This window comes from Pseudomonas frederiksbergensis, from assembly GCF_000802155.2.
GTDB classification, from domain to species: domain Bacteria; phylum Pseudomonadota; class Gammaproteobacteria; order Pseudomonadales; family Pseudomonadaceae; genus Aquipseudomonas; species Aquipseudomonas frederiksbergensis_A.
Genome location: NZ_JQGJ02000002.1, coordinates 299,237 through 324,629, shown reverse-complemented (window position 1 = coordinate 324,629; position 25,393 = coordinate 299,237). Strand labels below are relative to the sequence as shown.

The 25,393-nt window shown below is 62.4% G+C and carries 21 protein-coding genes; 10 read left to right on the top strand and 11 right to left on the bottom strand.

The window, feature by feature from the left end; all coding sequences use genetic code 11:
• Positions 1–97 precede the first annotated feature (97 nt).
• Together JZ00_RS04510 and JZ00_RS04505 are read right to left on the bottom strand one after the other, a co-directional pair.
• Positions 98–4,243, bottom strand: a complete 4,146-nt coding sequence (locus JZ00_RS04510) for a CheR family methyltransferase (RefSeq protein ID WP_039588581.1) — start codon at positions 4,241–4,243, stop codon at positions 98–100.
• A 154-nt stretch (positions 4,244–4,397) separates the two neighbouring features.
• Positions 4,398–5,009 (bottom strand): Yip1 family protein, encoded by a 612-nt coding sequence (locus tag JZ00_RS04505; RefSeq protein WP_039588580.1) that lies wholly within the window; start codon positions 5,007–5,009, stop codon positions 4,398–4,400.
• A 167-nt stretch (positions 5,010–5,176) separates the two neighbouring features.
• Between JZ00_RS04505 and JZ00_RS04500 the strand changes: the two genes are divergently transcribed.
• The 3 genes from JZ00_RS04500 to JZ00_RS04490 are packed head-to-tail and all read left to right on the top strand — an operon-like array spanning position 5,177 to position 6,658.
• Positions 5,177–5,677, top strand: a complete 501-nt coding sequence (locus JZ00_RS04500) for a CinA family protein (protein ID WP_039588579.1) — start codon at positions 5,177–5,179, stop codon at positions 5,675–5,677.
• A gap of 11 nt (positions 5,678–5,688) precedes the next feature.
• Positions 5,689–6,207: a hypothetical protein gene (locus JZ00_RS04495; protein WP_039588578.1), complete on the top strand. Its 519-nt coding sequence runs from the start codon at positions 5,689–5,691 to the stop codon at positions 6,205–6,207.
• A gap of 7 nt (positions 6,208–6,214) precedes the next feature.
• Positions 6,215–6,658, top strand: coding sequence for a DUF421 domain-containing protein (locus tag JZ00_RS04490; protein WP_039588577.1), 444 nt, complete (start codon positions 6,215–6,217; stop codon positions 6,656–6,658).
• 59 nt (positions 6,659–6,717) lie between these two features.
• Here the strand turns inward: JZ00_RS04490 and JZ00_RS04485 are convergent, their stop codons facing one another.
• Positions 6,718–7,575 (bottom strand): SDR family oxidoreductase, encoded by an 858-nt coding sequence (locus JZ00_RS04485; protein WP_039588576.1) that lies wholly within the window; start codon positions 7,573–7,575, stop codon positions 6,718–6,720.
• Between the two features lie 185 nt (positions 7,576–7,760).
• On the opposite strand from JZ00_RS04485, the gene JZ00_RS04480 reads away from it, so the two are divergent.
• Positions 7,761–8,165 (top strand): VOC family protein, encoded by a 405-nt coding sequence (locus JZ00_RS04480; RefSeq protein WP_039588574.1) that lies wholly within the window; start codon positions 7,761–7,763, stop codon positions 8,163–8,165.
• Between the two features lie 122 nt (positions 8,166–8,287).
• Here JZ00_RS04480 and JZ00_RS04475 read toward each other — a convergent pair whose 3' ends face one another.
• Positions 8,288–9,436: a MalY/PatB family protein gene (locus JZ00_RS04475; RefSeq protein WP_039588573.1), complete on the bottom strand. Its 1,149-nt coding sequence runs from the start codon at positions 9,434–9,436 to the stop codon at positions 8,288–8,290.
• A 180-nt stretch (positions 9,437–9,616) separates the two neighbouring features.
• Here JZ00_RS04475 and JZ00_RS04470 point away from each other — a divergent pair, with 180 nt between their 5' ends.
• Positions 9,617–11,128: a methyl-accepting chemotaxis protein gene (locus tag JZ00_RS04470; RefSeq protein ID WP_039588572.1), complete on the top strand. Its 1,512-nt coding sequence runs from the start codon at positions 9,617–9,619 to the stop codon at positions 11,126–11,128.
• Between the two features lie 7 nt (positions 11,129–11,135).
• Here the strand turns inward: JZ00_RS04470 and JZ00_RS04465 are convergent, their stop codons facing one another.
• Both JZ00_RS04465 and JZ00_RS04460 read right to left on the bottom strand, forming a co-directional pair.
• Entirely contained in the window at positions 11,136–11,729 is a 594-nt protein-coding gene (locus tag JZ00_RS04465) for an NADPH-dependent FMN reductase (RefSeq protein ID WP_039588570.1), read from the bottom strand.
• Positions 11,726–12,580 carry a sterol desaturase family protein gene (locus JZ00_RS04460; RefSeq protein ID WP_039588568.1) on the bottom strand — a complete coding sequence of 285 codons (855 nt, stop codon included), beginning with the start codon at positions 12,578–12,580 and terminating at the stop codon, positions 11,726–11,728. The genes JZ00_RS04465 and JZ00_RS04460 overlap by 4 nt, the downstream gene beginning before the upstream one ends.
• A gap of 67 nt (positions 12,581–12,647) precedes the next feature.
• Here JZ00_RS04460 and JZ00_RS04455 point away from each other — a divergent pair, with 67 nt between their 5' ends.
• Together JZ00_RS04455 and JZ00_RS04450 are read left to right on the top strand one after the other, a co-directional pair.
• Entirely contained in the window at positions 12,648–13,610 is a 963-nt protein-coding gene (locus JZ00_RS04455; protein ID WP_039588567.1) for an AraC family transcriptional regulator ligand-binding domain-containing protein, read from the top strand.
• A 180-nt stretch (positions 13,611–13,790) separates the two neighbouring features.
• The gene (locus tag JZ00_RS04450; RefSeq protein ID WP_039588566.1) at positions 13,791–14,054 is read left to right on the top strand and encodes a DUF2790 domain-containing protein; all 264 of its coding nucleotides are present in this window, start codon (positions 13,791–13,793) and stop codon (positions 14,052–14,054) included.
• Between the two features lie 71 nt (positions 14,055–14,125).
• Here the strand turns inward: JZ00_RS04450 and JZ00_RS04445 are convergent, their stop codons facing one another.
• Together JZ00_RS04445 and JZ00_RS04440 are read right to left on the bottom strand one after the other, a co-directional pair.
• Positions 14,126–16,366 (bottom strand): xanthine dehydrogenase family protein molybdopterin-binding subunit, encoded by a 2,241-nt coding sequence (locus JZ00_RS04445; protein WP_039588565.1) that lies wholly within the window; start codon positions 16,364–16,366, stop codon positions 14,126–14,128.
• Between the two features lie 13 nt (positions 16,367–16,379).
• Positions 16,380–16,853, bottom strand: coding sequence for a (2Fe-2S)-binding protein (locus JZ00_RS04440; RefSeq protein WP_039588564.1), 474 nt, complete (start codon positions 16,851–16,853; stop codon positions 16,380–16,382).
• 244 nt (positions 16,854–17,097) lie between these two features.
• On the opposite strand from JZ00_RS04440, the gene JZ00_RS04435 reads away from it, so the two are divergent.
• Positions 17,098–18,030 carry an MBL fold metallo-hydrolase gene (locus JZ00_RS04435; protein ID WP_039588563.1) on the top strand — a complete coding sequence of 311 codons (933 nt, stop codon included), beginning with the start codon at positions 17,098–17,100 and terminating at the stop codon, positions 18,028–18,030.
• A 20-nt stretch (positions 18,031–18,050) separates the two neighbouring features.
• Here JZ00_RS04435 and JZ00_RS04430 read toward each other — a convergent pair whose 3' ends face one another.
• Genes JZ00_RS04430 through JZ00_RS04420 form a run of 3 tightly spaced genes read right to left on the bottom strand, consistent with a single transcriptional unit; the run spans position 18,051 to position 20,891 of the window.
• A complete protein-coding gene (locus tag JZ00_RS04430) occupies positions 18,051–19,433 on the bottom strand; it encodes a sensor histidine kinase (protein WP_039588562.1) in 1,383 nt (460 codons plus the stop codon).
• Positions 19,402–20,088, bottom strand: coding sequence for a response regulator transcription factor (locus JZ00_RS04425; protein WP_039588561.1), 687 nt, complete (start codon positions 20,086–20,088; stop codon positions 19,402–19,404). Before JZ00_RS04425 ends, JZ00_RS04430 begins: the two co-directional genes overlap by 32 nt.
• A complete protein-coding gene (locus JZ00_RS04420; RefSeq protein ID WP_039588560.1) occupies positions 20,088–20,891 on the bottom strand; it encodes a MipA/OmpV family protein in 804 nt (267 codons plus the stop codon). Before JZ00_RS04420 ends, JZ00_RS04425 begins: the two co-directional genes overlap by 1 nt.
• Positions 20,892–21,099: 208 nt before the next feature.
• On the opposite strand from JZ00_RS04420, the gene JZ00_RS04415 reads away from it, so the two are divergent.
• On the top strand, positions 21,100–22,239 hold the full coding sequence (locus JZ00_RS04415; RefSeq protein WP_039588559.1) for an efflux RND transporter periplasmic adaptor subunit: 1,140 nt from the start codon (positions 21,100–21,102) through the stop codon (positions 22,237–22,239).
• A complete protein-coding gene (locus tag JZ00_RS04410) occupies positions 22,236–25,373 on the top strand; it encodes an efflux RND transporter permease subunit (protein ID WP_046509070.1) in 3,138 nt (1,045 codons plus the stop codon). Before JZ00_RS04415 ends, JZ00_RS04410 begins: the two co-directional genes overlap by 4 nt.
• Positions 25,374–25,393: the final 20 nt, after the last annotated feature.

Genomic DNA, 25,393 nt, shown 5'->3' with positions numbered 1-25,393 from the left:
TGGTGGACAGCAAATCATCTACTCGCTGAAGCGGACCCTCGTTTGTGGCGAGGGGGCTTGCTCCCTCGCCACGAGAGCAATTCTAGCCAGTCCAGGGCTAGTAAACCTGCGAACGCCGCAGCTGCTCGATCGTCTCAATCAACTCCTCATAGGACACCGGTTTGCCGATGTGCTGGTCGAAGCCTGATTGTTGCGATTTGTGCAGGTCGGTGGACGCGCCGTAGCCGGTCAGGGCGATGGCCGGGATGTGTTTGATGTGGGGCAGCTCGCGCAGCGCCTGCATCAGTTCATGGCCATTCATCACCGGCATCCCCAGGTCGGAAATCACCACGTCGAAACGACCATTCCTGGCGGCCTCCAGCGCCTCCAACGGTTGATCGAAGGCAACCACGATGGCGTCTTCCATCTCCAGCAGCAGCTTGAGGGTATCCAGTACGTCGGGCGAGTCATCCACCAACAGGATCGTCAAGCCGCTGAGGCGCCCGGACTGATCATCACAGGGTTGCGGCTTGGGCTCGATTGCGGCATTGCTCAAGGGCAGGCGGATGGTGAAGGTGCAGCCTTTGCCCAGCCCTTCGGACTTGACCTCGACGCTGCCGCCGTGGGCTTCGGTCAATTGCCGGACCAGTGACAGGCCGATCCCCAGGCCTTCGCGCTGGTGGGTGGCGTGCTGGGTCTCGGCCTGGCCGAACAGATCGAACACTTCGTTCAGATGCTCGGCCGCGATACCTACGCCAGAATCCTTTACGTCCAGGCGCGCCATATGGTCGTCATGGCTGGCGACCAGCTGCACGCGGCCGCCGTTAGGGGTGAACTTCAGCGCGTTGTTCACCAGGTTCCAGATGATCTGCTCCAGCCGGGTCGGGTCGGCGTTGACGATCAGCTTGCCACTGGAGCCTTCAGGCAGCTCCAGGGTGACCTTGTTCGGGTGATTGTCGTTGATCACTACGGTGTAGATATCTTGCAGCACCCGCGCCAAGTCCACCGCTTGGCGCTTGAGCTTGAGCTTGCCGGTGCGAACACGGGCCACGTCCAGCAGGTCGTCGATGATGCGCGCCTGGCTGGTGACCGCGTCGCAAATAGTGTTCACGGCCCGGGCCGCCGCTGTGACGGTCTTGGTCACCGGCAGGCGTCGCAGCAACTCGGCGTTGAGCTGGATCAGGTTCAACGGGTGCTTGAGTTCGTGGGACATGACGGCGAAGAACTCATCCTTCAAATGGCTGGAGTTCTGGGTTTCCATCAGCCGCTGGGTCTGCTCCTCGTGCAGGCGCTTGTGGCCGGTGAGGTCACGGGCGATCTTCACATAGCCCTGCAACGAGTCGCCGCTGAGCAGCGTGACTTCGCCGCTGCAGAAGAAGCGGCTGCCGTCCTTGCGCTGATGCCAGCGCTCGTCTTCGCAACGGCCCTTGGCCCGAGCGGTGCTCAGTTCTGTCTCGGGAACGCCGGTGGCACGGTCTTCCGGCGTGAACACGAAATCGTAATAACTGCCTTCGGCTTCGCCCTTGGTATGACCGAAGATCAGCTCCGCCCCGGTGTTCCAACTGGTGATCACACCATGTTCGTCGAGCAGGATAATCGCGTAGTCGCGGGTGCTTTCTGCCACCAGGCGCATGCGCTCCTCACCCAAACGCAGCTCTTCTTCGGCGGCCCGACGCTTGGTGATGTCGATGAAGGTCAGGACCGTGCCGTCGATATGGTCTTCGCTGGAGCGGTACGGCAACAGCCGGGCGATGTACCAGCGCGCATCGCTGCTGCTGACTTCGCGCTCGATCATGTTCAGGGATTCGAACACTTGGGTCGCGTCCGCCGCCATGTCCGGATAGTCCAGGCGATGGGTGATGTCCAGCAACGAGCGCCCGGTGTCCACCGGAAGCATGCTGAAAATGTCGGTGGCCCGAGGCGTGAACCATTTGATGCGCATGCTGCGGTCGATGAACACCGTGGCGATGTCGGTGGAGGCGATCAGGTTGGTCAGGTAATCGTTGATCTTGTCGGTTTCTTCAACCTTGGTCTTGAGCTCGTAGTTGACCGTCAGCAACTCTTCGTTGATCGATTGCAGCTCTTCCTTGCTGGTCTCCAGCTCCTCGGTGGCGGAGCGCAGTTCCTCGTTGATGGCCTGCATTTCCTCGTTGGAAGCCTTGAGTTCCTCGCTGGAGACTTCGGCCTGCTCAATGGTGTCTTGCAGGTGCGACTTGGTGCGCTGGAGTTCGCGTTCCAGGTTGGCCAGCACCTGGTTTTCAGTCTGGTTGGTGACAGCGGCAACCTGCTGGCCTGGGTCGATCTCTTCCTCTTCGAACACGACGAGCACAAAGTCACCATCGGATTGTTCGTCGCGATACGGCTGGACCAGCAGGTCCACCAGGAAACGCCGGCCATCGCGTTCCATGTTGACCTGGCGCGACTTGACCGGCTGGCCGTTCTGGTTGACCTGGAACAATGCGGTGCGGATTTCCAGGCGCAGTTGCGGGTTGATCAGGGTCAACAGGTTGCGCGACATCTCACCGCCGACATGGCGCAGGTAGCGTCCGGCGGTTTCGATCATATGCAGGATGTCGCCGTTGGTGTCGACGATGATGCTGGGAGGCGCGGCCTGCTCAATGGCGCGCAGGTGAATATCGGCGAACGAGACCTTGCGCGGCACGGCGATCTGCGGCGCGGCCAGCGTCGAGGTGCTGCGTACGTAGCCGCCGCGTGGCATGGTCGGGGTGCGGCGACTGCTGGCGGTGCCGTACTTGGCTCGGAAGATCCGGTTGCGCTTGTCCACCGGGCTGAACAGTTCATGGCAAGCATCCGCCGACTCCGAGGAACCGAGGAACAGATAGCCGCCCGGTCGGAGGGCAAAGTGGAACATCTGCAAAATTTCGCGCTGCACTTCGCGGTCGAGGTAGATAAGCAGGTTGCGGCAGACAATCAGGTCAATCTGCGAAAAAGGCGGGTCCGACAGCAGGCTGTGCTTGGCGAACAGCACCCGTTCGCGGATTTCCTTGCGCACCCGGAAGTTGGCGCCTTCCTTGACGAAATACTGACGCAGGCGGGTGGGCGGGACGTCGGTGACGATCGCTTCCGGATACGCTCCGCTGCGGCCCACGGTAATGGCCCGTTCATCGATATCGGTGGCGAATATCTGCAACTTGGCGTTGCTGGCGTCGTGTTGCAACTGGTCGCTGAGCAACATGGCCAGGGTGTAGGCTTCTTCGCCGGTCGAGCAGCCGGCCGACCAGACCCGGACCTCTTCCGGTGGCACGCTGCCCGGTTCCACCGGCTTGAGCAGGTTGGGCAGGACGTCGCGCTCCAGCGCTTCGAAGGCCTCGCGATCGCGGAAGAAGTTGGTCACGCCGATCAACAGGTCGCCGAGCAGTGCCTTGGTTTCTTCCGGGTGGTTTTGCAAGTAGCTGTAGTAGGCGCCCAGGTCCGGTTGGGCGGTGACTTGCATGCGCCGTTCGATGCGCCGCAGCACGGTGGCACGCTTGTAATGCTTGAAGTCATGGCCCGTGCCGGCCCGCAGTTGCACGAGGATGTCGTGCAACGATTGCTCGGCAGCTACGGCTTCGCGTTCCGACGCCGGTGGTTGAGCTTTTATCTCCGGATCATTGGCCGTCGGCAGTCGGATGGCCTGGGAGTTGCGCCACAGCTCCAGGAGCTTTTGCGGCATCTCGACGACCGGGAGCACCAGGTCGACCATCTGGGTGTCGATGGCGGCTTGGGGCATGCCGTCGAACTCGGCGTCCTGTGGCGATTGGGCGATGGTCACGCCACCTTGTTCCTTGATGCGCGACAGGCCCACCGCGCCGTCGGAGCCGGTGCCGGACAGCACCAGGCAGAACGCGCGGTCCTTGTGCACATCGGCCAAGTCACGGAAAAACAGGTCGATCGCCACGTGTCCGCCCTGGCGCGGCTCGGCCGGAGAAACCTTCAGGTAACCGTCGTTCATCGACAGCTGATGGGCAGGGGAAATCACATAGACATGGTTCTTCTGGATCGGCACCGCCTCGGTCACCTGCAACACAGGCATCTTGGTGGCTTCCTGGATGATCCTGTCGGCGATGCTCTGATGATCCGGAGCCAGGTGGAGAACGATCACGAACGCCATGCCGTTGTCCTTGGGCATGTGCTCGAAAAACTGCTTGACGGCCTGTAGCCCACCCGCGGAAGCGCCGATTCCGACTACTGCGAAATCCAGGTTGCTGGGGCTCAGCTCTCGTCGCTGTGGCACGTTGGGAGAGCGTTTGCTTGAAGATGACATATAAATTAGGCCTTAAGGGGCGGCGGGGCGGTCCAGCGCTGCCGACTCGATTCGGGATGCAAAAAGTCGCAGGATAGTCGGGTTACGTGAAGATTGCGAAAACTCGCGCTTCGCTACGCCGCCGCCGTCCACATTGTGTACCTTCAAAAGCCATTCAGCCTACCGGAACCCGCAGATATTCCGGCTCCAGATAGTTGAACCACAGCAGGATCATTTCCACCAGGATCGTGACCAGCACCAGCAAGCCGACGCCCCAGACGCTGGCCGAATACAGCAGGCCCTGTTCCTTCTTCAAGCCCATGAACTTGGGCAGGCCGACGAACAGCAGGAACGTCGAGTAGGCCGAAGCGGCCAGCAGGACCGCCACCGCCAGCCAGCGGCTCGGATACACGCCGAAGATCCCGGCCAGGAAGTACGGGGTAGCGGTGTAGGCGGCGAAGCCGATGCATTGGTTGACTGTGGGCCGGACTTCGAAGGTGCGCGACATCCAGCGGATGAACAGCCCCATCAGCGACACGCCAACCACAATGGTCGCGTACAGCAAGACGCACAGCTGTAGCGCACTGGCGTGGCTGAGTCGCACGGTTTCGTTCTCGGCCAGGCTCCAACCGGTCCAGGTGGTGCCGATGAACAGGCATACCGCCGGGATCAACGCGAGCAACAACAGATGCGCCAGGTAATGGTGGGGATGAGCCTGCTCTTGCTCGCGGATGTCCCCCCAGGCGAATTCAGGATGGGTGAACAGTTTGACGAAAAGCACGGACATGACGACCTCCTGATCAGGACAGCCTCTGCATGAGGCTCATACCGTTATGAGGTACAGGATTGGCCAGGGGTTTCATTTATTTGGCCGCTCAGGGGCGCGGTGCGATAAAGGGAATGATTCGAAACGGTGGGGGTCAACCCATCAGCATCCATGAAGGACTGTATGCCATGACCGTTGCCCATCCCTTGATCGAATACATGCGCGAACATGAGTTGCGCCTGACCACCGCCGAATCCTGCACCGCCGGGCTGATCGTCACGCTGTTGGCCGAAGTGCCGGGCAGCGGTGCGCTGATTGAAAGCGGCTATGTGGTTTATTCACCTGAAGCCAAGCAGCGGCTGCTGGGTGTCAAGCCACGAACCATCGAGACCTTCAACCTGACCAGCCGCGAAGTTGCCGAGGAAATGGCCCTCGGCGCCCTGCGCGATGCCAACGCCAACGTGGCGGTCGCCACCACCGGCCTGCTCGGGCCCGACGATAAGGACGGCATTCCCGCCGGCACGGTGTGCTTTGCCTGGGCGTTCGAAGTGGACGGGCAACGCGCGCTGTTCAGTCGCCGCGAACGGTTCTTTGGCGATCGTTCCCAGGTGCAACGGCTGTCCAGTGAGTACGCCTTGCAGCAGATACCGAGCTACCACCAACGCGCGTTGGCGGGCGACCGTCGATAGGGAGAGCCGTCATGACCGACAAATGGGAACAGGACGACCACCGCAGTCGTCAGTACCCGGTGCGCGAGGACATGGTGTTCCAGCACAAGGTCTGGCGTTTCGAACGGGTGGGTTGGTACGTGTTGGTGCTGCTGGTGATCCTGACCTTGCTCGGGCTGTTTTCCCGTGGCCCGTTGAGCAGCCGGCAAATGCACAGCGCCGACGGCAGCATTGGCGTGGAGTACGAGAGGTTCCACCGCAACGGCTCGACCAACCCACTGATCGTTCGCTTGAAAGGCGCACCCAATGCGGTGCTGGAAGTCGAGCTCGGCGGTGACTGGCTAGAAGGGTTCGACGTACAGAGCGTGCAACCGCAACCCATGCGCTCGTCCGCTGCGGGGCCGGGCATGAAACTCTGGCTCCAGGCCGATGGCCAGGGTGAGGCGAACCTGCACCTGTCATTGCTCGGCGAAGGCCTTGGCACCTACCACGGTCGCATCGCCACGCCCAATGGCGCCGTGGTCACGTTCAGTCAATTCATCTTTCCTTAGGTGACGTATGGATTCGGTATTGCGAGCCGCCGCGATGTACGCGGTGTTGATGGTGCTGTTCAAGATCGCCGGGCGACGTTCGCTGGCGGAGATCACGACCTTCGATTTTGTGTTGTTGATGATCATTGGCGAGGCGACCCAGCAGGCGCTGCTGGGGGATGACTTTTCGATGACCAACGCATTCATGGTCATCGTCACGCTGATAGCCATCGACATCGGTTTTTCGTTGCTCAAGCTGCGCTCCGATTGGGTCTCCCGGCTGATCGACGGTGGCCCGACCGTCATTGTCGAGGACGGACGCATCCTCCAGGGCCGCATGCGTCACGCGCGGCTCATAGAGGCGGACATCATGGAGGCGGCCCGATCGAGCCAGGGCATCGAGACCCTGGACCAGATCAAGTTTGCGATTATTGAGCGTAACGGGAAGATTACGGTGATTGCCAAGGAGTGATCCGAAGAACGCTCCTGTGGCGAGGGAGCTTGCTCCCTCGCCACAGGATGTGCGTATGTTTACAGAATCGGCTTGCCCCCCGTCACTGCATACCGCGAGCCGGAAATGTAGCTGGACTCATCCGACGCCAGCAGCACGAAGATTGGCGCCACCTCCACCGGCTGGCCGGGACGGCCCAGCGGTGTCTGGGAGCCGAAATTCTGTACTTCTTCCTCGGGCATGGTGGCGACGATCAACGGGGTCCAGATAGGCCCTGGCGCGACGCTGTTCACGCGGATGCCCTTGGGCCCGAGCATCTGCGCCAGACCGCCGGTGAAGTTGGCAATGGCGCCCTTGGTGGTGGCATAGGCCAGTAGCGTTGGCTTGGGCATGTCGGAGTTGACCGAGGTGGTGTTGATGATCGAGCCACCGGTCTTCATGTGCGGAACTGCGGCCTGGCAGATCCTGAACATCGCCGTGATGTTGATATCGAACGTGCGTACCCATTCCTCGTCGGGGATTTCTTCCAGGCTTTCATGGGTCATCTGGAACGCTGCATTGTTGACGAGGACGTCGATCCGCCCGAAGCGCGCGACGGTGTCGTCGACGATTTTGCGGCACTGGGCCTTATTGGCGAGGTCACCCGGTAGCAACAGGCATTGGCGCCCGGCCTCTTCGACCCAACGAGCGGTTTCCTGGGCGTCTTCATGCTCGTTCAGGTAAGAGATCGCCACGTCCGCCCCTTCACGGGCGAAGGCAATCGCCACGGCACGCCCGATGCCACTATCGGCACCGGTAATCAGCGCGATCTTGTTCGCCAGGCGTCCGGAACCTTTGTAGCTCTGTTCGCCGCAGTCGGGGTAAGGCTCCATTTTCTGCTGGCTGCCGGGTACGGGTTGGCTTTGTTTGGGGAAGGGCGGGGTTGGGTAATCGGCCATAATCGTTCTCCATGGCGAGTGGTTGCGATGGAGGGTGGACTCTGGGATTCCCAGCAGAGTTCGGTTGGATTTCTGCATGGGCCGATAAGCGTGGTTGGCAGCGGTTCATCGACTGTTCATCCGTTCGGATGAACATGGGTGAGGCCGGATATTCCAATGCAGTAAGGCTACAACAGGAGAAAAGCATGTTCAGTCACATACAGATTGGCGCGCGGGACCTGCCAAGAATGGTCGCATTCTATGATGCCGTGTTTGGCTGCCTGGGCCTGGTGCGCATGGAGAGCGAGGATGACTCTGGTCCACCGGGGGAGGGTTGGCATCAACCCGGCAAGCATTGGCCGCAGGTGTTCGTCCAGATGCCCATCAACGGGCTGCCGGCGACGTGGGGCAATGGCATGCAAGTCAGCTTTGCTGCCGAATCACAGGAGGCGGTGCGCAACGCTTGGAAGATGGCGCTCGACATGGGCGGTTTCGACGAAGGCGCGCCGGGCCTGAGGCCGCAATATTCGAAAGATTACTACGGCGCCTATTGCCGGGATCCGGAGGGGAATAAGTTGTGCTTCGTGCATACGCCGGATATGCATGACTGACACATCCGCTGATTGATTGCCCTTGTGGCGAGGGAGCTTGCTCCCGCCCGGCCGCGCAGCGACCACAAATTCCTGCGGCCGCAGCCCAGCGCGAGCAAGCTCCCTCGCCACGGGGGTTCCGGTCAGGTTCGGGCTTTCAGGCTACGCTCCATCCGCGCAATCCCTTCCTCCAGCAAAGCCCGTGGACAGCCGAAGTTCATCCGCACGAATTGCCCAGCGTCGTCGCCGAAATCCAGCCCGGCGCTCAAGCCGACCTTGGCTTCCTTCAGGAAAAAACCCTGCGGATCGTCCAGCCCCAAGGCGGAGCAATCGAGCCACGCCAGGTACGTTCCCTGGGGCACGGTCATGGTGACGCCCGGCAGGCGGGTCTTGACCGCTTCGACCAGGTAATCGCGGTTGGCTTGCAGATAGCGCTTCAACGCCTCCAGCCACGGGCCCGCTTCGCTGTAGGCGGCACGGGTGGCCTCAAGGCCCAAGGCGTTCACGCTGTCGACCATGCCGGCCCTGGCGCTGTTGACCCGTTCGCGCAGCTTGGCGTTCTGGATGATGGCGAAGGAGGTTTTCAGGCCAGCGATGTTATAGGCCTTGCTGGCGGACATCAGCGTGATGGTGCGATCGGCGATCTCCGCGCCCAGGGTGGCGGTCGGGATGTGCTTGCGGCCATCGAAGCACAGCTCGGCATGGATTTCGTCGGAAATGATCCAGGCGTCCTGCTCGACGCAAATGTCTGCCACGGCCTTGAGTTCGTCGCGATCGAACACTTTGCCCAGCGGGTTATGCGGATTGCTCAGCAGCAGCGCACCACCACCGCGCAAGGCATCGCGCAGTGCAGGTAGCGGCGTATGGAATTGTCCATCGACCGCGTTGAAGGGCAATTCCACTTTGTTCAGGCCCCAGTTCCCCGGGGCATTGCGCAGCGGTGGGTAGTTGGGCACCTGCACCACGACGTTCTGCTGCGGTTCCACCAGCGCGTGCAAGGCCATGTTGAAGCCCGGCTCGACCCCTGGCAGGAAAAGGATCTGCTGGGGTTCGACGCGCCAGGCGTATTTGGTCCAGAGATCGGCGACGATGGCGGCGCGCAGATTGTCCTGGGCCACGCTGTAGCCGAGCATCGGGTGCTCCAGGCGCTTGCGCAGCGCATCGACCACCACGGGGGGCACGGCGAAATCCATGTCGGCTACCCACATCGGCAATACATCGGCCGGGTAGCGGCTCCACTTGGTGCTGCCGGTGCCGTGGCGCTCGAACACCAGGTCGAAATCGAAAGTCATGGTCGTTCCATCAGGTCAGGGGAAATGGGATCGCGCCCATGATAAAGCAAAGATCCCGGGGGAAAAGCGTTATGGCCGGCTGCCATCTGTGATGGCCATGGGCTATAGTCGGTGGCCGAATGATTGTTATTCCCTAGCCAGTCGGGTATCCACCCAACCATAAACGACAAGGACAGCCCCATGGACTCGCCCTCGCGCTTCAACGAGCATCACCGCAAAGCCGATCGGATCATGCTGGGGCTGCTCTGGCTCACGCTGCTCTATGCCGTGGGCCTGGCTTTCCTTCACTCGACGTTTACCCAGGCCTTGCTGGTCGGGGGAACGACCTGCCTGTTGACCACCGCGTTGTATCGCGGCCTGGGCGGGACCCGGGCCATGCGCTGCATCATCGCCATGGCGCTGATGGTGATGGCGGCGCTGCACATCAACCAGACCCATGGCGTGATCGAATTCCACTTCGGCATCTTCGTGCTGCTGGCGGTGTTGACGTTTTATCGCGACTGGCTGCCCATCGTCGTGGCCGCCGCCACCATTGCCGTCCATCATGTCGGTTTTCATTGGTTGCAGCACCAGGGCTTGCCGGTGTTCGTGATGGATGCCCATGGCGGCTGGGCAATGATCTTCGTCCATGCTTTCTACGTGGTGGTCGAGAGCGTGATCCTGATCTACCTCGCCAACCAGAGCCTGAAAGACGCCTGGGAAAACCAGGAGGTGCTCGACAAGGTGCTCGCCGCTGCCGCGCAACTGAGCAGTGACACCAGCGCTCAACGCGGCCATGGCGCGAAAGTCTCGTCTGGCGAGCGTTTCGACCATTTCCTCCGGCAAGTTACCCATCTGGTGGACGGCGTGGTGCGCGACACCCGCAACCTGTCTGACCTTGGCCAGGATCTGTCCCAAGTCGGCCAGACCCTGGAAAACGGCGCGCGGCACCAACTCGATGAAGTGGCGCAGATGAGTGGCGCGATCGCTCATCTGGTCCAGGCCATGGAAAACATTTCCAGCCACGTCGGCCAGACGGTGCAACGGGCCGGGCAAGCCAACGAGCAGGTCAACCGGGGACGCAGCACCGTTGACCGGACTCGCGAAGAAATTGTCGAACTGGCAGGACGCATCAACCTGACCAACGACACCGTGCAGCTGTTGGCCGAGCAGGCCCAGCAGATCGGCCAAGTGCTGGACGTGATCAACAACATTGCCGAACAGACCAACCTGCTGGCCCTCAACGCCGCCATCGAGGCCGCCCGCGCCGGTGAGCAAGGCCGTGGGTTTGCGGTGGTGGCCGATGAAGTGCGCACGTTGTCGCAGAGAACCTCGACCTCCACGACGGAAATCCAGCAGATCATCGCCAAGCTGCAGCAAGGCAGCCGTCAAGCCGCCATCGCCATGCAAGACAGCCGCGAAGGGGTGGAGCGTTGCGTGTCCGCCAGCCAGCAAGCCTCGCAATTGCTGCACGCGGTGGTGGAAGACATCGCCGTGATCAACCACTTCAACGATTTGATTGCCAGTACGACCGAGGCGCAATCGAAGGCGTCGCTGGGCCTCAACGAGCGGCTGCAAACCGTGCAGGCCGTGGCCGAGCGCAACGCCGAGAACATCGGCGTGCTGACCCGCAGCAGCCAGTGCCTGCCGCCCTTGGCGGAGCGGCTGGCGGTGCTGGGGCAGGCGTTTCATGGGAAAAGCGGGGCGATTTGAACGGCTTTCACATCCCGCTGATGTAGGCCGGCGGGTGCTCGATCGCAGCGCGGATCTGGTGGAAGGCTTGTTCGTAGCGGCAGAGCATTCGTAGCGCCCAATCAGCCCTGGCGCGCAGGCGGCTGTCGCTTGGGTCGGCGGGCGCTTCGCCGTTCAGCACCGATTCAACGTGCCGGATGATCAATTGCTCGGGCAAATACGCGATCCTGCAGTTCTTGTAGCTCGATGCCCGCAGCTCGGCGATGGGATAGGCGCCTCCGGTCCCTGCCGAGACACCGACCAGCAGCGCAGGCTTGTGCCCGAGTTCGGCGAGCCCCGCATACAGAAAGAAGTTCTTCAAGGCCGGGCACGCCATGCCGTTCCATTCCGGACTGATCACGATCAGCGCCGTCGCTTGTGCAAGGACCGATTGCTGGGCTTGCCAGGTCTCGTCAACGTCATGTTCCGGCCAGAGCGGCAACTGACGGGTGGCAAGGTCTATCAGCTCGCTGGATTCGCACAGGTGGAGATCCACTAGTCGCTGGCGCAGGTATCGCGCAACTTTGGCCGATTGGCTGTCCAGCCGATTGGAACCCGAGAGCACGACGATATGCGGGCTCATGGGTTCACTTCCTGTGTTGCGCTGACCTTTGGCGACGCACGACGGGAGCGCACGATGGGCCAGAACAACTCTTCTTTCCAGGTGATCGGCTTCAGGTGCTCGATGCCGTACGCGGGCGGCCGCCGACGGGTGATTTTTGCCGTCCCGAACAACACATCCCAGAAAAACAGCAGGTTGCCGAAGTTGCCTTTGTAATGCGTGACGCCGTCATCGGCGGTGAGACCGTGGTGAGCGGAATGGGTTGCGGGGGTGGAGATCGTTCGTTCGAGCACCCAAACTAAGGGTCGCAACATCCGGATGCGGTAGAGCTTGTCATCCCACGGCACGCTGCTGTGGGCGGCGAAGATCACCGTCATCTTGATGATCAGATAGACGTAGTAGACCGGCGCGAGCCCTAGATAAATCAACATGCCGGACAGCCAGATACCCGGCATCAGCAGGTAGTAGAAGCTGTTGTTGCGATAAACGATGCGGATGCTCATGTACGGCGCGGAATGATGGGCGCGGTGCAGCGCGTACAGCGCCGGGACCCGGTGCGTCAGCCGGTGCCACCAATATTGGGTCATGTCGTCCAGCACCAGGAACAGCGCGAACCCGGCAACCCATGGCAGCGTGGCCAGGGCGCCCCTCATTTCCGGCACGGCGAGGCTGAGGATTCTGCCGCTGAGCCACATGACGCTGGGGAACGTGACGGCCACCAGGATCCCGGAACCGATGACTTCGATCAGCACGTCGCGTCTACCGCTCGACGGCTGCCGAAGCGCGGAACAGGCGAGCTCCAGCAAGATGAAGACCAGGAAAATCCCGGCCACGACAAAAGAAGGATTGTTGACGAGCATTGTTGTATTCATGGCACTCTCGATTTAGGCCCCAGCGGGCAATGCCATTTCATTAGAAGCCAGCGAGTAGACCGTCCCTATGCGCGAAACGGACAAAATCGAGCGAGAACAGGCCAATCGTTCGCCCCAGCGTTTTCATCGAGGCAAGTTGGGCCTGGTGCTGGAGCGTTATCTGGATGCGCATGCCCGCGAGCGAAACCGTGATTACAGCCTGGTCGAACTCGATCAGCTCTGGCGCGAGGCGGCGCGCGTCGATTCGGCCATCGGGCTGAAGCTGTTCACCGTGTTCACACCTCAGGATTGGCATGTCCTGGCCTATTTGTGCCTATACAGCCCCGATGTGTTGTCCGCCATGCGGCTGTGGTCCCGCTACGCGCCGCTTGCGGCGGACACCGACTCTGTACGACTGCTCGACGATGACCACGGCGTCGGTGTCGAGCTGAACGTCGATGCGCCCGGCGAGTTGGCGCGCTATGTCGTGGAGCATTATGGCGCGATGTCCATCGCGCAGTTGCGCAGGGGGACGGGGCAGGTGGTGCAACCGATCCTGGCCCGGTTTAGTCATCCGCGCCCGGCGTATCACAAGCAATACAGCCAGTGGTTTGGCAGCCATATCGAATTCGACTGCCCGTCGAACGTCCTCTATTTCGATGCGCCTAGCCTGGCCCTGCCGATGCAGACCCGCCATCACGGCATGCTGGAGTTGCTGACCCAGGAGCTGGATAGGCGGATGGCCGCCCATCGCAACTTCACCGGCTGGTCAGGCAAGGTGGCCGAGGGTGTGCGGAGGACCTTGGCAAAAGGCACGGCACCGAGTCTGGACGAGCTGTCCCAAGCGATGCACCAGACTCCCAGGACGCTGCGCAGACGCCTGGAGGACGAAGGCACAACTTTCAGGCAATTGCTCGACCAGGTTCGCGCGGAGTTGGAATTGCACCTGGAAATGCAAGGCGAGTCGCTGTCGGGAATCGCCGCCCAGTTGGGCTACGGCGATGTCGCGGCGTATCTGCATGCGCGGGGTCGGTGGCGAGCGTGGAAATAGCTGACTGCCTTCGACATTTCGGCGGGATTGTATCTCTGTGTATCCAGACCTTGTGTCGATACGCACTGATTCCTTTCGGCCCTTCAGTGACACACCCGGGATACGTCACCGGCGTCAAATGAGCCCATCGAGACAGCACAAGCCGTCTCAGGTACTCACTCAAACGTCGGAGACATCGCCATGAACGTCAAGAACCTCAGCATCGCTTCCCTGTTTGCCATCCTCAGCCTCGGCGCCGTGGCAGCCAACGCCCAGGACGCCGTCAAGCCGCACACCTACATATACGGCGATCACCTGGACATCGCCAAGGTGCTGTCGGTCAAGCAAGGGCCGGGCTCGGGCTGCGGCGTCGTCGAATCGCGCATGACCTACCTGGACTCCACTGGCGCGATCCAGGCGCTGGATTACAGCTCAGTCGGGCAGAACTGCGGCCAGGACAATTGAGGAAACGGGCGCCCATGGGGCGGTGGCGAGGGAGATAAACCCCTCGCCACAGGTTCGGCATCTACTCCGAATCAAGCCAGGCTGAACGGCAACTGCCGTAGCGGTTTGCCCGTCAGGCTGGCGATGGCATTGGCAAACGCAGGGGCCAAGGCGGGCAGGCCGGGTTCGCCCATGCCAGTCGGTGGTTCGGCGCTGGGGACGATATGAACCGCAATCTGCGGCATGTCGGTGATGCGCGGCACGCTGAAGTCGGCAAAGTTGCTTTGCTGCACGACGCCGTCCTTCAACGTCACGGCGCCGCCCGGCAGGCACATCGACAGGCCCATCAGGGCGGCGCCTTGGACCTGGGCTTCAACACTGCGCGGGTTGACCACCAGGTTGCAGTGCACGCCCGCCGTGACGTTGTGGAGCACCGGACGGCCATCCTGCACCGAGGCTTCGACCACGTAGGCCACCACCGAGCTGAACGATTCATGTACCGCCACGCCCCAGGCATGACCGGCGGGCAGCGCGCGCTTGCCGTACTCGCTCTTGTCCACCGCCAGTTGCAGTGCGTCGCGATGGCGCGGGTTCTGGTCGCCAAACAGTTTCATCCGGTACGCCACCGGGTCTTGCTTGGTCGTGCGGGCGATTTCGTCGAGCAATGTTTCCATCACGAAAGCGGTGTGGGTCGAGCCGACGCTGCGCCACCAGAGCACGGGCACGTTGAGTTTGGGATGGTGCACGGTCAATCGCATCGGCAATGGATACGGATCGCGCAAACCTTCTGTGGCGGTGGGGTCGATGCCGTTTTTCATCTGCCCGGCGAACAGGGTGCCGGTGAGAATGGATTGGCCGACCAGGGCATGATCCCAGGCCAACACCTTGCCGCTGTCGTCGAAGCCGATACGCGCGCGGTGCAAGTGCATGGGGCGGTAGTAGCCGCCCTTGATGTCGTCTTCTCGGCTCCATAGGGTGCGGATCGGTGCATCGAGCCCCGCGGCGCGGGCGGCCTTGGCCACTTCGCAGGCCTGCACGACGAAGTCATTGGTGGGCACGCCGCGCCGGCCGAAGCCACCGCCAGCGATCTGCACATTCACCTGGACTTGCTCGGGCTTGAGATTCAGCACCTTGGCCGCCGCCGCGCCGTCGCCACCGGGGAATTGCGTGCCCACCCACAACTGCGCGCGGCCCTCGGACAGCTGGACGGTGCAGTTCAGCGGCTCCATGGGCGCGTGGGCCAGATAAGGGAATACGAACTCCGCCTCCAACTGGTGCGGCGCGCTAGCCAGCGGCTTCATATCGGCATCGAAGTGCAGAGGCCCGGATTGGCGGGCCAGTTCGCGGTACTGGGCCAGTTGTTTTTCCGTGTCGACTTTTTCGACCTGGGACACGTCCCATTCGACTTTCAGCGCATCCCGTGCCAGCTTCGCCTGCCAATAACCGTCGGCGATCACCGCGACGCCTTCGGCACCGCCATCGAGCGGCACACTCAACACGGCTTTCACGCCTTTGGTGGCGCGTGCGGCGCCGTCGTCCAGGGAGGCGATGCGGGCGCCGAACACCGGCGGTCGGGCGACCACTGCGGTCAGTTGCCCCGGCAGGTGCACATCGATGCCGAAATCCTGTTGGCCGCTGCTCTTGGCCTTGGCGTCGAGGCGGGTGGTGGCCTGGCCGATGATGCGGAATTCCCTGGGATCCTTGAGCATGACCTTCTCCGGCACGGGCATCGCCATGGCGGCTTCGGCCAGCTCGCCGTAGGTTGCCTTGCGGCCGCCTGGGCCAAGCACCGTGCCGTTTTGCGTGGTCAGGCTGGCGGGGTCGACATTCCAGCGCGCCGCCGCAGCGGCCAGCAGCATCGACCGGGCCCGGGCACCCAGTTCACGGTATTGGGTGTAGCTGTTCTTGATCGAATTGGAACCGCCGGTGAGGTGAATGCCAAAGGCTGGATCCATGTAGGCCGCGTCGTTGTTGCCGTTGCGCGTACGCACCAGGCTCCAGTCGGCGTCGAGCTCTTCGGCGAGGATCATCGGCAGGCCCGTCTGTACGCCTTGGCCGAACTCGAGGCGATTGATCGTCACCGTCACCTCGCCGTTGGGCGCGATCTGCACGAAGGCCGAAGGTTGTTGGGTCGGCTTGAGGGGGCCTTCGCCAGCCGCATTGGCTTGTTGCCCAAGGGCCAGGTGAGGAAATGCGCCCAAGGCCAGGCCGCCGATGCCGACGATCTTGAGGACGCTGCGGCGGGGCAGGGTCGCGGGACCGTCCGCATCATCGCGTTCGAGCAGGTGCTGCAAAGCACGGGGTAGTTCGGTTGGAAAAATCTCGTTCAGCATGGCGAACTCCCTGTCAGGCGAGGGCTTTGGCGGCATCGGCCACCGCGGCGCGGATTCGGGCATAGGTGCCGCAGCGGCAGATATTGCCGGCCATGGCCGAGTCGATCTCGGCCGGTGTCGGCTGCTTGCCCTTGGGTTGGGCCTTGAGGAACGCGGTCGCGCTCATGATCTGGCCGCTCTGGCAGTAGCCGCACTGCGCCACGTCATGCTTGACCCAAGCCTCGTGCACGGCATTGCCCACCGGGTCGCTGCCATCGGTGGCCGCTTCGATGGTGGTGATTTTCTTGCCAACCGCCGCGGCAACCGGCGTCACGCAGGAGCGAATGGCCTGGCCGTCCAGGTGAACGGTGCAGGCGCCGCACAAGGCTGCACCGCAGCCGAACTTGGTGCCGGTCATGCCCAGCGTGTCGCGCAGGGCCCAGAGAATTGGGGTGCCGGGATCTACGTCGACCGTGTGCTCACGGCCATTGATATTGAGGGCGCTCATAGTCGGACCAGCTCCAGATGGTTGGGCACCGATTACTATAGAAAGCATTGGGCGCGATAGCTTGCATGATCCGGTCCGATGATTGCCCAATCGTGCAAATTGCCAGCCGTTGGTTTGAAACGACCACGCCAAGAGGTAGGCGCGGCATACCCGCGTATGATACCGAGCGCGCCGCGCCGCGATGCACACTCGTTCTCCAGGTGATCCGTCAAAACGGATCCTCATTCAGCACAGGAGAGCGATCATGACGATGCATCTGCAAGACCCAGCGAAAAAAACCGCAGTCCAGGGAACATCCGCGACCGAGGAGCTGGTCCCGTCGCGCTACGCACTCAAGGTCGGCGACATCGACGTGCTGGTGATCAGCGATGGCGTGTTGCCGCTGCCGACCTCGACCATGTCCACCAATGTCGACCCCGCCGCCCGTGCCGCCTGGTTCAAGGATATGTTCCTGGGCCCGGACGCGTTCGATTGGGCGCTCAACGTGCTGGTGGTGCGCAGCGGCGAGCAAACCCTGCTCGTCGACGCCGGGCTGGGCGGGCAGTTCCCCGGCTTCCCGCGCGCCGGACTGTTTCCCAAGCGGTTGGAGGCGGCCGGGATCGAGCTGTCCTCGATCACCGATGTGGTCATCACCCATATGCACATGGACCACATTGGTGGGCTGCTGGTCGATGAGGTCCGGAATCGCCTGCGTCCGGATGTACGAATCCATGTGTGTAAGACCGAAGTCGACTTCTGGGCGGAACCGGACTTCTCGCGCACCGTCATGCCTGCGCCGATACCCGAAGTGCTGCACACCACCGCGCGGCAGTTCATGGAGGCGTACCACGACAAATTGCGCACCTTTGAACAGGAATATGAAGTGGCACCGGGTGTCGTGGTCAAACGCACCGGCGGGCATACCCCGGGGCACAGCGTGGTGCACGTGAGGTCTGGGCGCGAAAAACTCACGTTTGCCGGTGACGCCTTGTTCCCGGTGGCCTTCGACCACCCCGATTGGCAAAACGGCTTCGAACATGATCCTGAAGAAGCGGTGCGCGTTCGCGTACGGCTGATGCGAGAGGCTGCGGCGAGCGGGGAGCTGTTCGTGGCAACCCACCTGTCGTTTCCGTCCGTCGGCCGGGTGGCGATCGACGGTGATGCGTTTCGTTGGGTGGCGGGGTCCTGGGATTATTGAGCGTCGGCTGGGCCTGGATTTCATCCGGGCCCTGCGTGATGCCGGGACAAACAGAACGACAAGCCTGGCTCCTCCCGCTGCGCAACCAGCGTCCATCCGTGTGCGCGGGCGATCTCCTGGCAGATGGTCAGCCCCAGTCCCGCGCCGTGATCGCGCCGATGGGCGCCTCGCCAGAAACGGGTGAATATCTGCGGCAGTTGGGCTTGCCCCACGCCAGGCCCCCAGTCGCGTACGGTCAGCCTGCTTGTGGTGAATTCCACTCGGACTTGCGTACCTGCGGGCGCATGCTGGATGGCGTTTTCCAGCAGGTTTTTCAGCAGCGTGAACAGCGCGCTGCGGTCGGCCTGCCAGGGTGTTTGCGTATCTGCGGGCCCAGCCACGACGATGCCCACGCACGCGGCGTCGGCCATGCGTTGCAGATAGGCTGCGGCTTGCTGGGCGACTTCCCCGACATCCACCACTGCGAAGCTGTAGTTGTGAGCCTCGCTGGTTTCGGCCAGCAGTAGCAGTTGTTGGACTTGGCGCGTCATGTGCGCGACGTCATCGAGCAGCGAGTCGCGACCCTTGTCTGGCGCCATTAATTCGATTTGTGCGCGGATCAACGCCAGTGGCGTCTTCAGCTCATGGGCCGCGGTCGCCAGGAATTCCTGCTGCACACGGTAACCCTGTTCCAGGCGTTCAAGCGCGCTGTTGAAGCTGCGGACCAGTGGCGCCACTTCCCATGGCACGTTTTTGCTTTCCAGGCGTGAGTGCAACGATCGAGGGGAAATGGTCGCCGCCGACTCCGAGACCTCGCGCAGCGGCTTAAGCGCATAACCCAGGGTGAAATAGGCGCAGGCACCAAAGACGAAAAGCAGCACCAGGCTGAACAGGACGATACCGGCCCCCATGAAAGGCCAGGCGAAACCTTGGTGAAGCAGTTCCATCAATCGTTCGCTGACGGCGAATTGCAGGTACCAAGTCGCGCCGTTGTGCTCCACCGGGGCGGTAGCGGCGTACATCGGGATGCCTTCGCGCTCGAACTTGAAGTGACCTTGTTCCGATGGCGCTGCCTTTGCGACCGGGGACCAGAATGCTTGGTCGGTGGAGGCCAGCGCGACGTTTGCCTGCGAGTCCAGCACGCGGTAGCCGATCTCCTCGCCCAGGCTCTTGAAGGTCCAGACGCGATCACCTTCGCTGTCATCGAAGCCGGTCGGCCGGCCCGCAGCGTCGAACAGCAGCTTGCCGGCCAGTTCATGGGTGCGCTCGGCGACGTCGGTGGTCAGCAGGATATCGCTCCTGGACGTGATGAGCGCGAAGGCGCCCAGGGCAATCAGCAAAATGCTCAAGCCCACGCCGGCGACGTAGGCGAGCAGCACCTTGAAGCTGATGCTATTGCGCCAGGTCGTCTTGACGAAGGGCATAACCCAGGCCTCTCAAATTGACTATCCGTTGACGGGAACCGATCGCCAGCAGCTTGCGCCGAATACGGTGCAGAGCGACGTCGAGGGCGTTCGGCGTTACCGCTTCGCTCAGGCCCCACGCGGCCGCCTCGATGGCGTTGCGACGGACGATTTCGCCGGGCTTGCGCAGCAATAACAGCATGATCTGCATCTCCGCCGGCGCGAGTGGGACGCTGCCTTCGATGCTGCACATGACCCCCGCGTCGGGCTGCACGCTGAGGTCGCCGTGGTACGGGGCCAAGGGGCGGCGCTCCACGGGGCGACGCAACAAGGCCCGCACGCGCGCGACCATTTCGTCCATGGCGAATGGCTTGGGCAAGTAGTCGTCCGCCCCGGCGTCCAGGCCTTCGATCCGGTCGTGCAATGCGTCGCGGGCCGTCAGCACCAGGCAAGGCAGGCCCAGCCCGGCGTTACGCAAGCGTTCGAGCAGGAGCAGCCCATCGCCGTCCGGCAGGCCCCGGTCGAGGATCAACGCCTGGTAAGGCACTTGCTGGATGGCCGCCCACGCGGCATCGATGCGGCTGATGACGTCGACGGCGATGCCTGCGCCCGCCAAGCCCTTGCACACCAGTTGCGCCAGGCGCTCATGGTCTTCGACCAGCAGTATGCGGCTCATCAGAAGCGGTACAGATAGCCGAACAGCGCGCTGTTTTCGGTAGATCGGTCTACCAGCGGGCTGTCCTTGATTTCATCGGACAGGCTCGTCGCCTTGAGGTCCAGAAACACGGAGTGATGGTCATCGAACATATAGTTTCCACGCAGGCCAATTTCGGTGTTCATGCCGGACTTGCCATCATAGGCTGCCCGATCGGCGCGAGCTTCATGTTCCCGGACGCCGAAGTAGTAATCGACGTATTTGTCGTCTTGCCAGATGGCCGCCAGTCGTGGCGTGAGCCGGACGTGCTCGCCGATCTTCCATGTGCGCTCCAGGCCCAGGGTAAAGCGCTGGCCCTTACTGTTACTCGAAACGTCGCCCAGCCACTCGGCGCTGACATCGGCCAGGTCGTTGCTCCATCTCACTTTGGCGCCGGCCCAGAACCCGCCTTTACGATCACTCATTCCCTCCAGGATGCGTGCGTCATCGTCATCATAGCCACTGAAATCGTACTCACCCACGAGGCTGAAATCGAGCTGTTGGCTGTCGCTGATCTCCAGGCCCGGCAGCTTGATCTCGGCGGTCGGGCCAAAGACGCGCACATATTCATTTTCAAAGTAAATCAGTGGTAGGACCTCGCTGTCCCGGTCAATGCCTTTGTACGGCTGTTGGCTGCTGGCGGCACCCACACCGAGGCCCCAGGCGGAGCCTTGCACCTCAGCGGCAATGGCCGCGAACGACGAGCACAGGCCCAGGACAAGCGCCGAGGTGGTGATGGTCAGCCGGATCGCAACGGAAGGTTTCGATAAGGGCAGGGCACGCATGGAAGTCTCCAGATAGTGGGATGGACGCCTTCCTATCGTTGAGAACTTCTTCTTACTGAACACTTACGGTTCGGATTGGATAACAACCTTTTGCTGGTAAGGGTTGCGAAAGACTCCCTGTTGGACAGTGGCCGCCTCGAGCCATCGCGCCAAGTCGATCCTTCGGCACCCGCGAGCGATGCGAACCCTGCGCAGGAATCCGATCCCCATGAAAAGAAAAGTGCGGCATGTCGTTCTGTTTGTTGTGAGCATCGCCTGCGCCATCGCGTTGGTGATGATGGTTATCTCGCCGGACTCGGGGCCGCCCGAGTTGGAAAATTACCCCAAGCCGGCCCTGACCGTGGCCGTCACCAGGCTTGAATCGGCGCTGATGCCGGTTCGCATCCAGGCGAACGGCAACATCATGGCCTGGCAGGAAGCGAGCGTTGGCACTGAGGCCGATGGTTTGCGGTTGGCCGAGGTCATGGTGAACGTTGGCGATGTGGTCCGCCGTGGCCAGGTCCTGGCGACGTTCAGTTCCGATACGGTGGTGGCCGAACTCGCGCAGCGTCGCGCCGCCACCGCCGAAGCACTAGCGTCTCTGGCCGAAGCCCGGGGCAACGCGCAGCGAGCCCGGCAATTGCAGTCGAGCGGGGCGCTGTCGCAACAGCAGGTCCACCAACACGTCACAGCCGAACGCGCGGCACAGGCGAGGCTGCAGGCGAGCAAGGCCGTCGAACGATTGCAGTACCTGCGCGTGGCCCAGACGGATGTCCTGGCGCCCGACGACGGCGTGATTTCGGCGCGCAGTGCCACGGTGGGCGCGGTGCTGCCCGCTGGCCAGGAGCTGTTCCGCTTGATCCGCGACGGACGTTTGGAATGGCGCGCCGAGGTCGCGGCAGCGGACCTTGTGAAGTTCCATCCCGGCCAGCTTGCGCGGGTTATTCCGGTCAATGGCGCGACGATCGAGGGCAGGGTGCGCAGGGTCGCACCAACGGTGGACATGCAGACCCGCAACGGGCTGGTGTATGTCGATCTGCCCGCCGGAACAGCGGCCCGTGCCGGGATGTTTGCCCGCGGCGAGTTCGATGTCGGGGCCGAGCGGATGGCGACGCTGCCACAAACTGCGGTGCTGCAGCACGACGGCTTCAGTTACGTCTTGCAGGTAGACGCCCAATTCAAGGTGGCCCAGGCCAAGGTGACAGCGGGACGGCGCATCGGTGATCGGATCGAGATCACCGCCGGCATCGACGGCACTGCCGCCGTGATCGAAGCCGGGGGCGGCTTTCTCGCCGAGGGCGACCTTGTCCGCGTCGTGCAGGCGCGCCCCCATCCGACAAGCAATCTCCAGAGCGGGAGCCTGCAATGAGCCTTAACGTGTCGTCCTGGTCGATCCGTAATCCGACGCCTTCGGTGTTGTTGTTCATCCTGCTGACATTTGCCGGCGCGATGGGCTTCTGGAAGATGAAGGTGCAGAATTTTCCCGACGTCGACCTGCCCATGGTCGCTGTCTCAGCCGAGCTGCCGGGCGCTTCGCCGGCCCAGCTGGAAAACGACGTGGCCCGTAGGATCGAGGACTCCCTCGCGACCGTGCAGGGGATCAAGCATATTCAGAGCACCTTGACCGACGGCAATGCCGATTTCACTGTTGAATTCCGTCTGGGCAAGCCCCCGCAGGAAGCGCTTGACGATGTCCGTGATGCGGTTTCCAGGGTGCGGGCCGACCTGCCTGCCGACCTGCGCGATCCGGTGATCAGGAAGATCGAGATCGCCGGCACGCCGATCCTGACCTACACGGTGTCGGCCACGGGCCTGGACGAAGAAGCGCTGTCATGGTTTGTCGACAACACCCTCAGCAAGGCTTTGCTGGCTGTACCTGGCGTGGGCGTGGTCGATCGTGTTGGCGGGGTGACCCGGGAAATCCGTATCGATCTGGACCCGGCGCGCCTGCTGGCGCTCAATACCACGGCGCTGGATATCTCTCGCCAACTGCGTCAGATCCAGCAAGAGGCCTCCGGTGGGCGCGTGGACTTGGGCGGCAGCGAGCAAACGGTGCGGACGCTCGCCACGGTGCGCTCGGCTGATGAAATCGCGATGCTCGATGTGACCTTGAGTGACGGCCGGCGAGTCCGGCTCGACCAGGTCGCGACGGTTTCCGATACCGTCGGCGAGCGTCGTTCGGCGGCGTTTCTAGACGGGGAGCCGGTGGTCGGTTTCGAAATCGTGCGGGCCAAAGGGGCCGGCGAGATAGAGGTTGATGAAGGCGTACACGCCGCCCTGGAGCTGCTCAAGAACCGACACCCGGGAGTCACGTTCGACCAGGCATTCAACTTCGTCGAACCGGTGATCGAAAATTACCAGGGTTCCCTGCACCTGCTCTACGAGGGCGCGGCGCTGGCGGTGCTGGTGGTGTTCCTGTTCCTGCCGGATTGGCGAGCAACCTTTGTTTCGGCCGTCGCGCTGCCGCTCTCGGCGATACCGACCTTCGCCGTGATGCACTGGATGGGGTTCACGCTCAATACCGTTACGCTGCTGTCACTGTCGCTGGTAGTCGGCGTGCTGGTGGATGACGCGATTGTCGAAGTGGAGAACATCGGCCGTCATTTGCAGATGGGCAAGAAACCCTACCGGGCGGCCATAGACGCCTCTGACGAGATCGGCCTGGCGGTCGTCGCCACGGCGTTTACCTTGATCGCGGTGTTCCTGCCCACCGCTTTCATGAGCGGCACGGTCGGCAAGTTTTTTGTCCAGTTCGGCTGGACGGCGGCCACGGCGGTGTTTTTCTCCCTCGTTGTCGCGCGGCTGCTGACGCCGATGATGGCGGCCTACCTGATGCGCACCCCGAAAAAACCAGAGCGCAGGATGCCAGGCTGGGTGACGCTCTACTTGTCCTGGGCGGCGTGGTGCCTGCGTCATCGAGCCATGACCGCTCTCGGTGCAGTGAGTTTTTTTGTCGGCGGGCTGATGCTCGCGGCCGCGTTGCCGGGCACCTTCATGCCGCCCGATGACGACTGGCAAACCCAGGTCACCCTCACGCTTGCTCCCGGTAGCAAGCTGGGCGACACCCTGGCGCTCGCCGAACAGGCACGAGCGATAGTCCGCCAAAACCTCCAGGTGAATAAGGTCTATACCGCCGTTGGGGGCGGCAATGCCGGTGCCGATCCTATAGCGCCGGCCGGCGGCAACACCGGCAATGTCCGCACGGCGGTGCTGACACTTAACCTGACGCACCGCAACCAACGGCCGGGATTGACCAAGCAGCAGATCGAAAACCAGCTGCGCGAAGCGCTGGCGATACTGCCCGGAGCACGGGTCAAGGTGGGCATGGGCAAGTCGGAGAACTACGTGCTGGTGCTCGCCGGAGAAGACGGCAACTTGCTCACCCGACATGCGCAGCAGGTAGAGCGTGAGTTGCGCGGCGTGCCTGGCGTGGGCGCGGTGATTTCCACCGCCAGCCTTAAACGCCCCGAATTGCTGGTTCGACCCGACTTCGCCAGGGCGGCCGACCTTGGCGTGACTTCGGCGGCGATCGCCGACACGCTGCGCGTCGCCACGTTGGGCGACTATGACCAGGAGCTCGCCAAGCTCAATTTCAGCGAGCGGCAAGTGCCCATCGTCGTGCGGTTGACCGACGCCGCTCGCCAGGACTTCGAGACGCTCAAGCGCCTGCCGGTGCCCGGGGCCCGAGGTCCGGTGGCGCTGGAGAACGTTGCGTCGCTGGAGTTCGCGAGCGGCCCGGTACAAATCGAGCGTTTCGACCGGATGCGCAACATCAATATCGAAATCGAGACAAACGGCCAGCCACTGGGCGACATCGAGCAGGCTGTACTTGCCCTGCCAAGCTTGCAGCAACTGCCGCCCGGCCTGGCGCGTACATCTGTAGGCGATGCCGAAGCCATGGGCGAACTTGCCTCGGGATTCGGCGTGGCGATGCTCACCGGGGTGTTGTGCATCTATATGGTCCTGGTGCTGTTGTTGAAGGATTTCCTGCAACCGCTGACCATCCTCGCCGCCCTGGTGCTCTCGGTGCCCGGCGCCTTCCTCGCGCTGTTCATCACCGGCTCGACCTTGTCGATGCCGTCGATGATCGGCCTGATCATGCTGATGGGGATCGCGACGAAGAATTCGATCCTGCTGATCGACTACATCATCCTCGCGCGTCGAGACCATGGGCTGACTCGCACCGAGGCGATCATCGACGCTTGCGGCAAGCGCGCGCGGCCCATTGTCATGACGACAATCGCCATGGGCGCAGGCATGATGCCCATCGCGCTCGGTTGGGGAACCGATCCGAGTTTCCGCGCGCCGATGGCCATCGTCTTGATTGGCGGGCTGATCACCTCGACTGTGCTGAGCCTGCTGGTCATTCCCGTGGTGTTTTCCTATGTGGACGATGGGGCGCAGTGGCTGTACAAACGTATGCGCCACGATTCGGATTCATCGGGTGATGGGCGTGATAGGGTCAGGTACCCAGCCGTGAAACAAGGGGATGATTGTCAATGATTTCAGCAACGATCAAGGTT

Bases quoted from the DNA above. Each gene is read 5' to 3' on its own strand.
- JZ00_RS04510 (WP_039588581.1), bottom strand. From the start codon at position 4,243: ATGTCATCTTCAAGCAAACGCTCTCCCAACGTGCCACAGCGACGAGAG.
- JZ00_RS04505 (WP_039588580.1), bottom strand. From the start codon at position 5,009: ATGTCCGTGCTTTTCGTCAAACTGTTCACCCATCCTGAATTCGCCTGG.
- JZ00_RS04500 (WP_039588579.1), top strand. From the start codon at position 5,177: ATGACCGTTGCCCATCCCTTGATCGAATACATGCGCGAACATGAGTTG.
- JZ00_RS04495 (WP_039588578.1), top strand. From the start codon at position 5,689: ATGACCGACAAATGGGAACAGGACGACCACCGCAGTCGTCAGTACCCG.
- JZ00_RS04490 (WP_039588577.1), top strand. From the start codon at position 6,215: ATGGATTCGGTATTGCGAGCCGCCGCGATGTACGCGGTGTTGATGGTG.
- JZ00_RS04485 (WP_039588576.1), bottom strand. From the start codon at position 7,575: ATGGCCGATTACCCAACCCCGCCCTTCCCCAAACAAAGCCAACCCGTA.
- JZ00_RS04480 (WP_039588574.1), top strand. From the start codon at position 7,761: ATGTTCAGTCACATACAGATTGGCGCGCGGGACCTGCCAAGAATGGTC.
- JZ00_RS04475 (WP_039588573.1), bottom strand. From the start codon at position 9,436: ATGACTTTCGATTTCGACCTGGTGTTCGAGCGCCACGGCACCGGCAGC.
- JZ00_RS04470 (WP_039588572.1), top strand. From the start codon at position 9,617: ATGGACTCGCCCTCGCGCTTCAACGAGCATCACCGCAAAGCCGATCGG.
- JZ00_RS04465 (WP_039588570.1), bottom strand. From the start codon at position 11,729: ATGAGCCCGCATATCGTCGTGCTCTCGGGTTCCAATCGGCTGGACAGC.
- JZ00_RS04460 (WP_039588568.1), bottom strand. From the start codon at position 12,580: ATGAATACAACAATGCTCGTCAACAATCCTTCTTTTGTCGTGGCCGGG.
- JZ00_RS04455 (WP_039588567.1), top strand. From the start codon at position 12,648: ATGCGCGAAACGGACAAAATCGAGCGAGAACAGGCCAATCGTTCGCCC.
- JZ00_RS04450 (WP_039588566.1), top strand. From the start codon at position 13,791: ATGAACGTCAAGAACCTCAGCATCGCTTCCCTGTTTGCCATCCTCAGC.
- JZ00_RS04445 (WP_039588565.1), bottom strand. From the start codon at position 16,366: ATGCTGAACGAGATTTTTCCAACCGAACTACCCCGTGCTTTGCAGCAC.
- JZ00_RS04440 (WP_039588564.1), bottom strand. From the start codon at position 16,853: ATGAGCGCCCTCAATATCAATGGCCGTGAGCACACGGTCGACGTAGAT.
- JZ00_RS04435 (WP_039588563.1), top strand. From the start codon at position 17,098: ATGACGATGCATCTGCAAGACCCAGCGAAAAAAACCGCAGTCCAGGGA.
- JZ00_RS04430 (WP_039588562.1), bottom strand. From the start codon at position 19,433: ATGCCCTTCGTCAAGACGACCTGGCGCAATAGCATCAGCTTCAAGGTG.
- JZ00_RS04425 (WP_039588561.1), bottom strand. From the start codon at position 20,088: ATGAGCCGCATACTGCTGGTCGAAGACCATGAGCGCCTGGCGCAACTG.
- JZ00_RS04420 (WP_039588560.1), bottom strand. From the start codon at position 20,891: ATGCGTGCCCTGCCCTTATCGAAACCTTCCGTTGCGATCCGGCTGACC.
- JZ00_RS04415 (WP_039588559.1), top strand. From the start codon at position 21,100: ATGAAAAGAAAAGTGCGGCATGTCGTTCTGTTTGTTGTGAGCATCGCC.
- JZ00_RS04410 (WP_046509070.1), top strand. From the start codon at position 22,236: ATGAGCCTTAACGTGTCGTCCTGGTCGATCCGTAATCCGACGCCTTCG.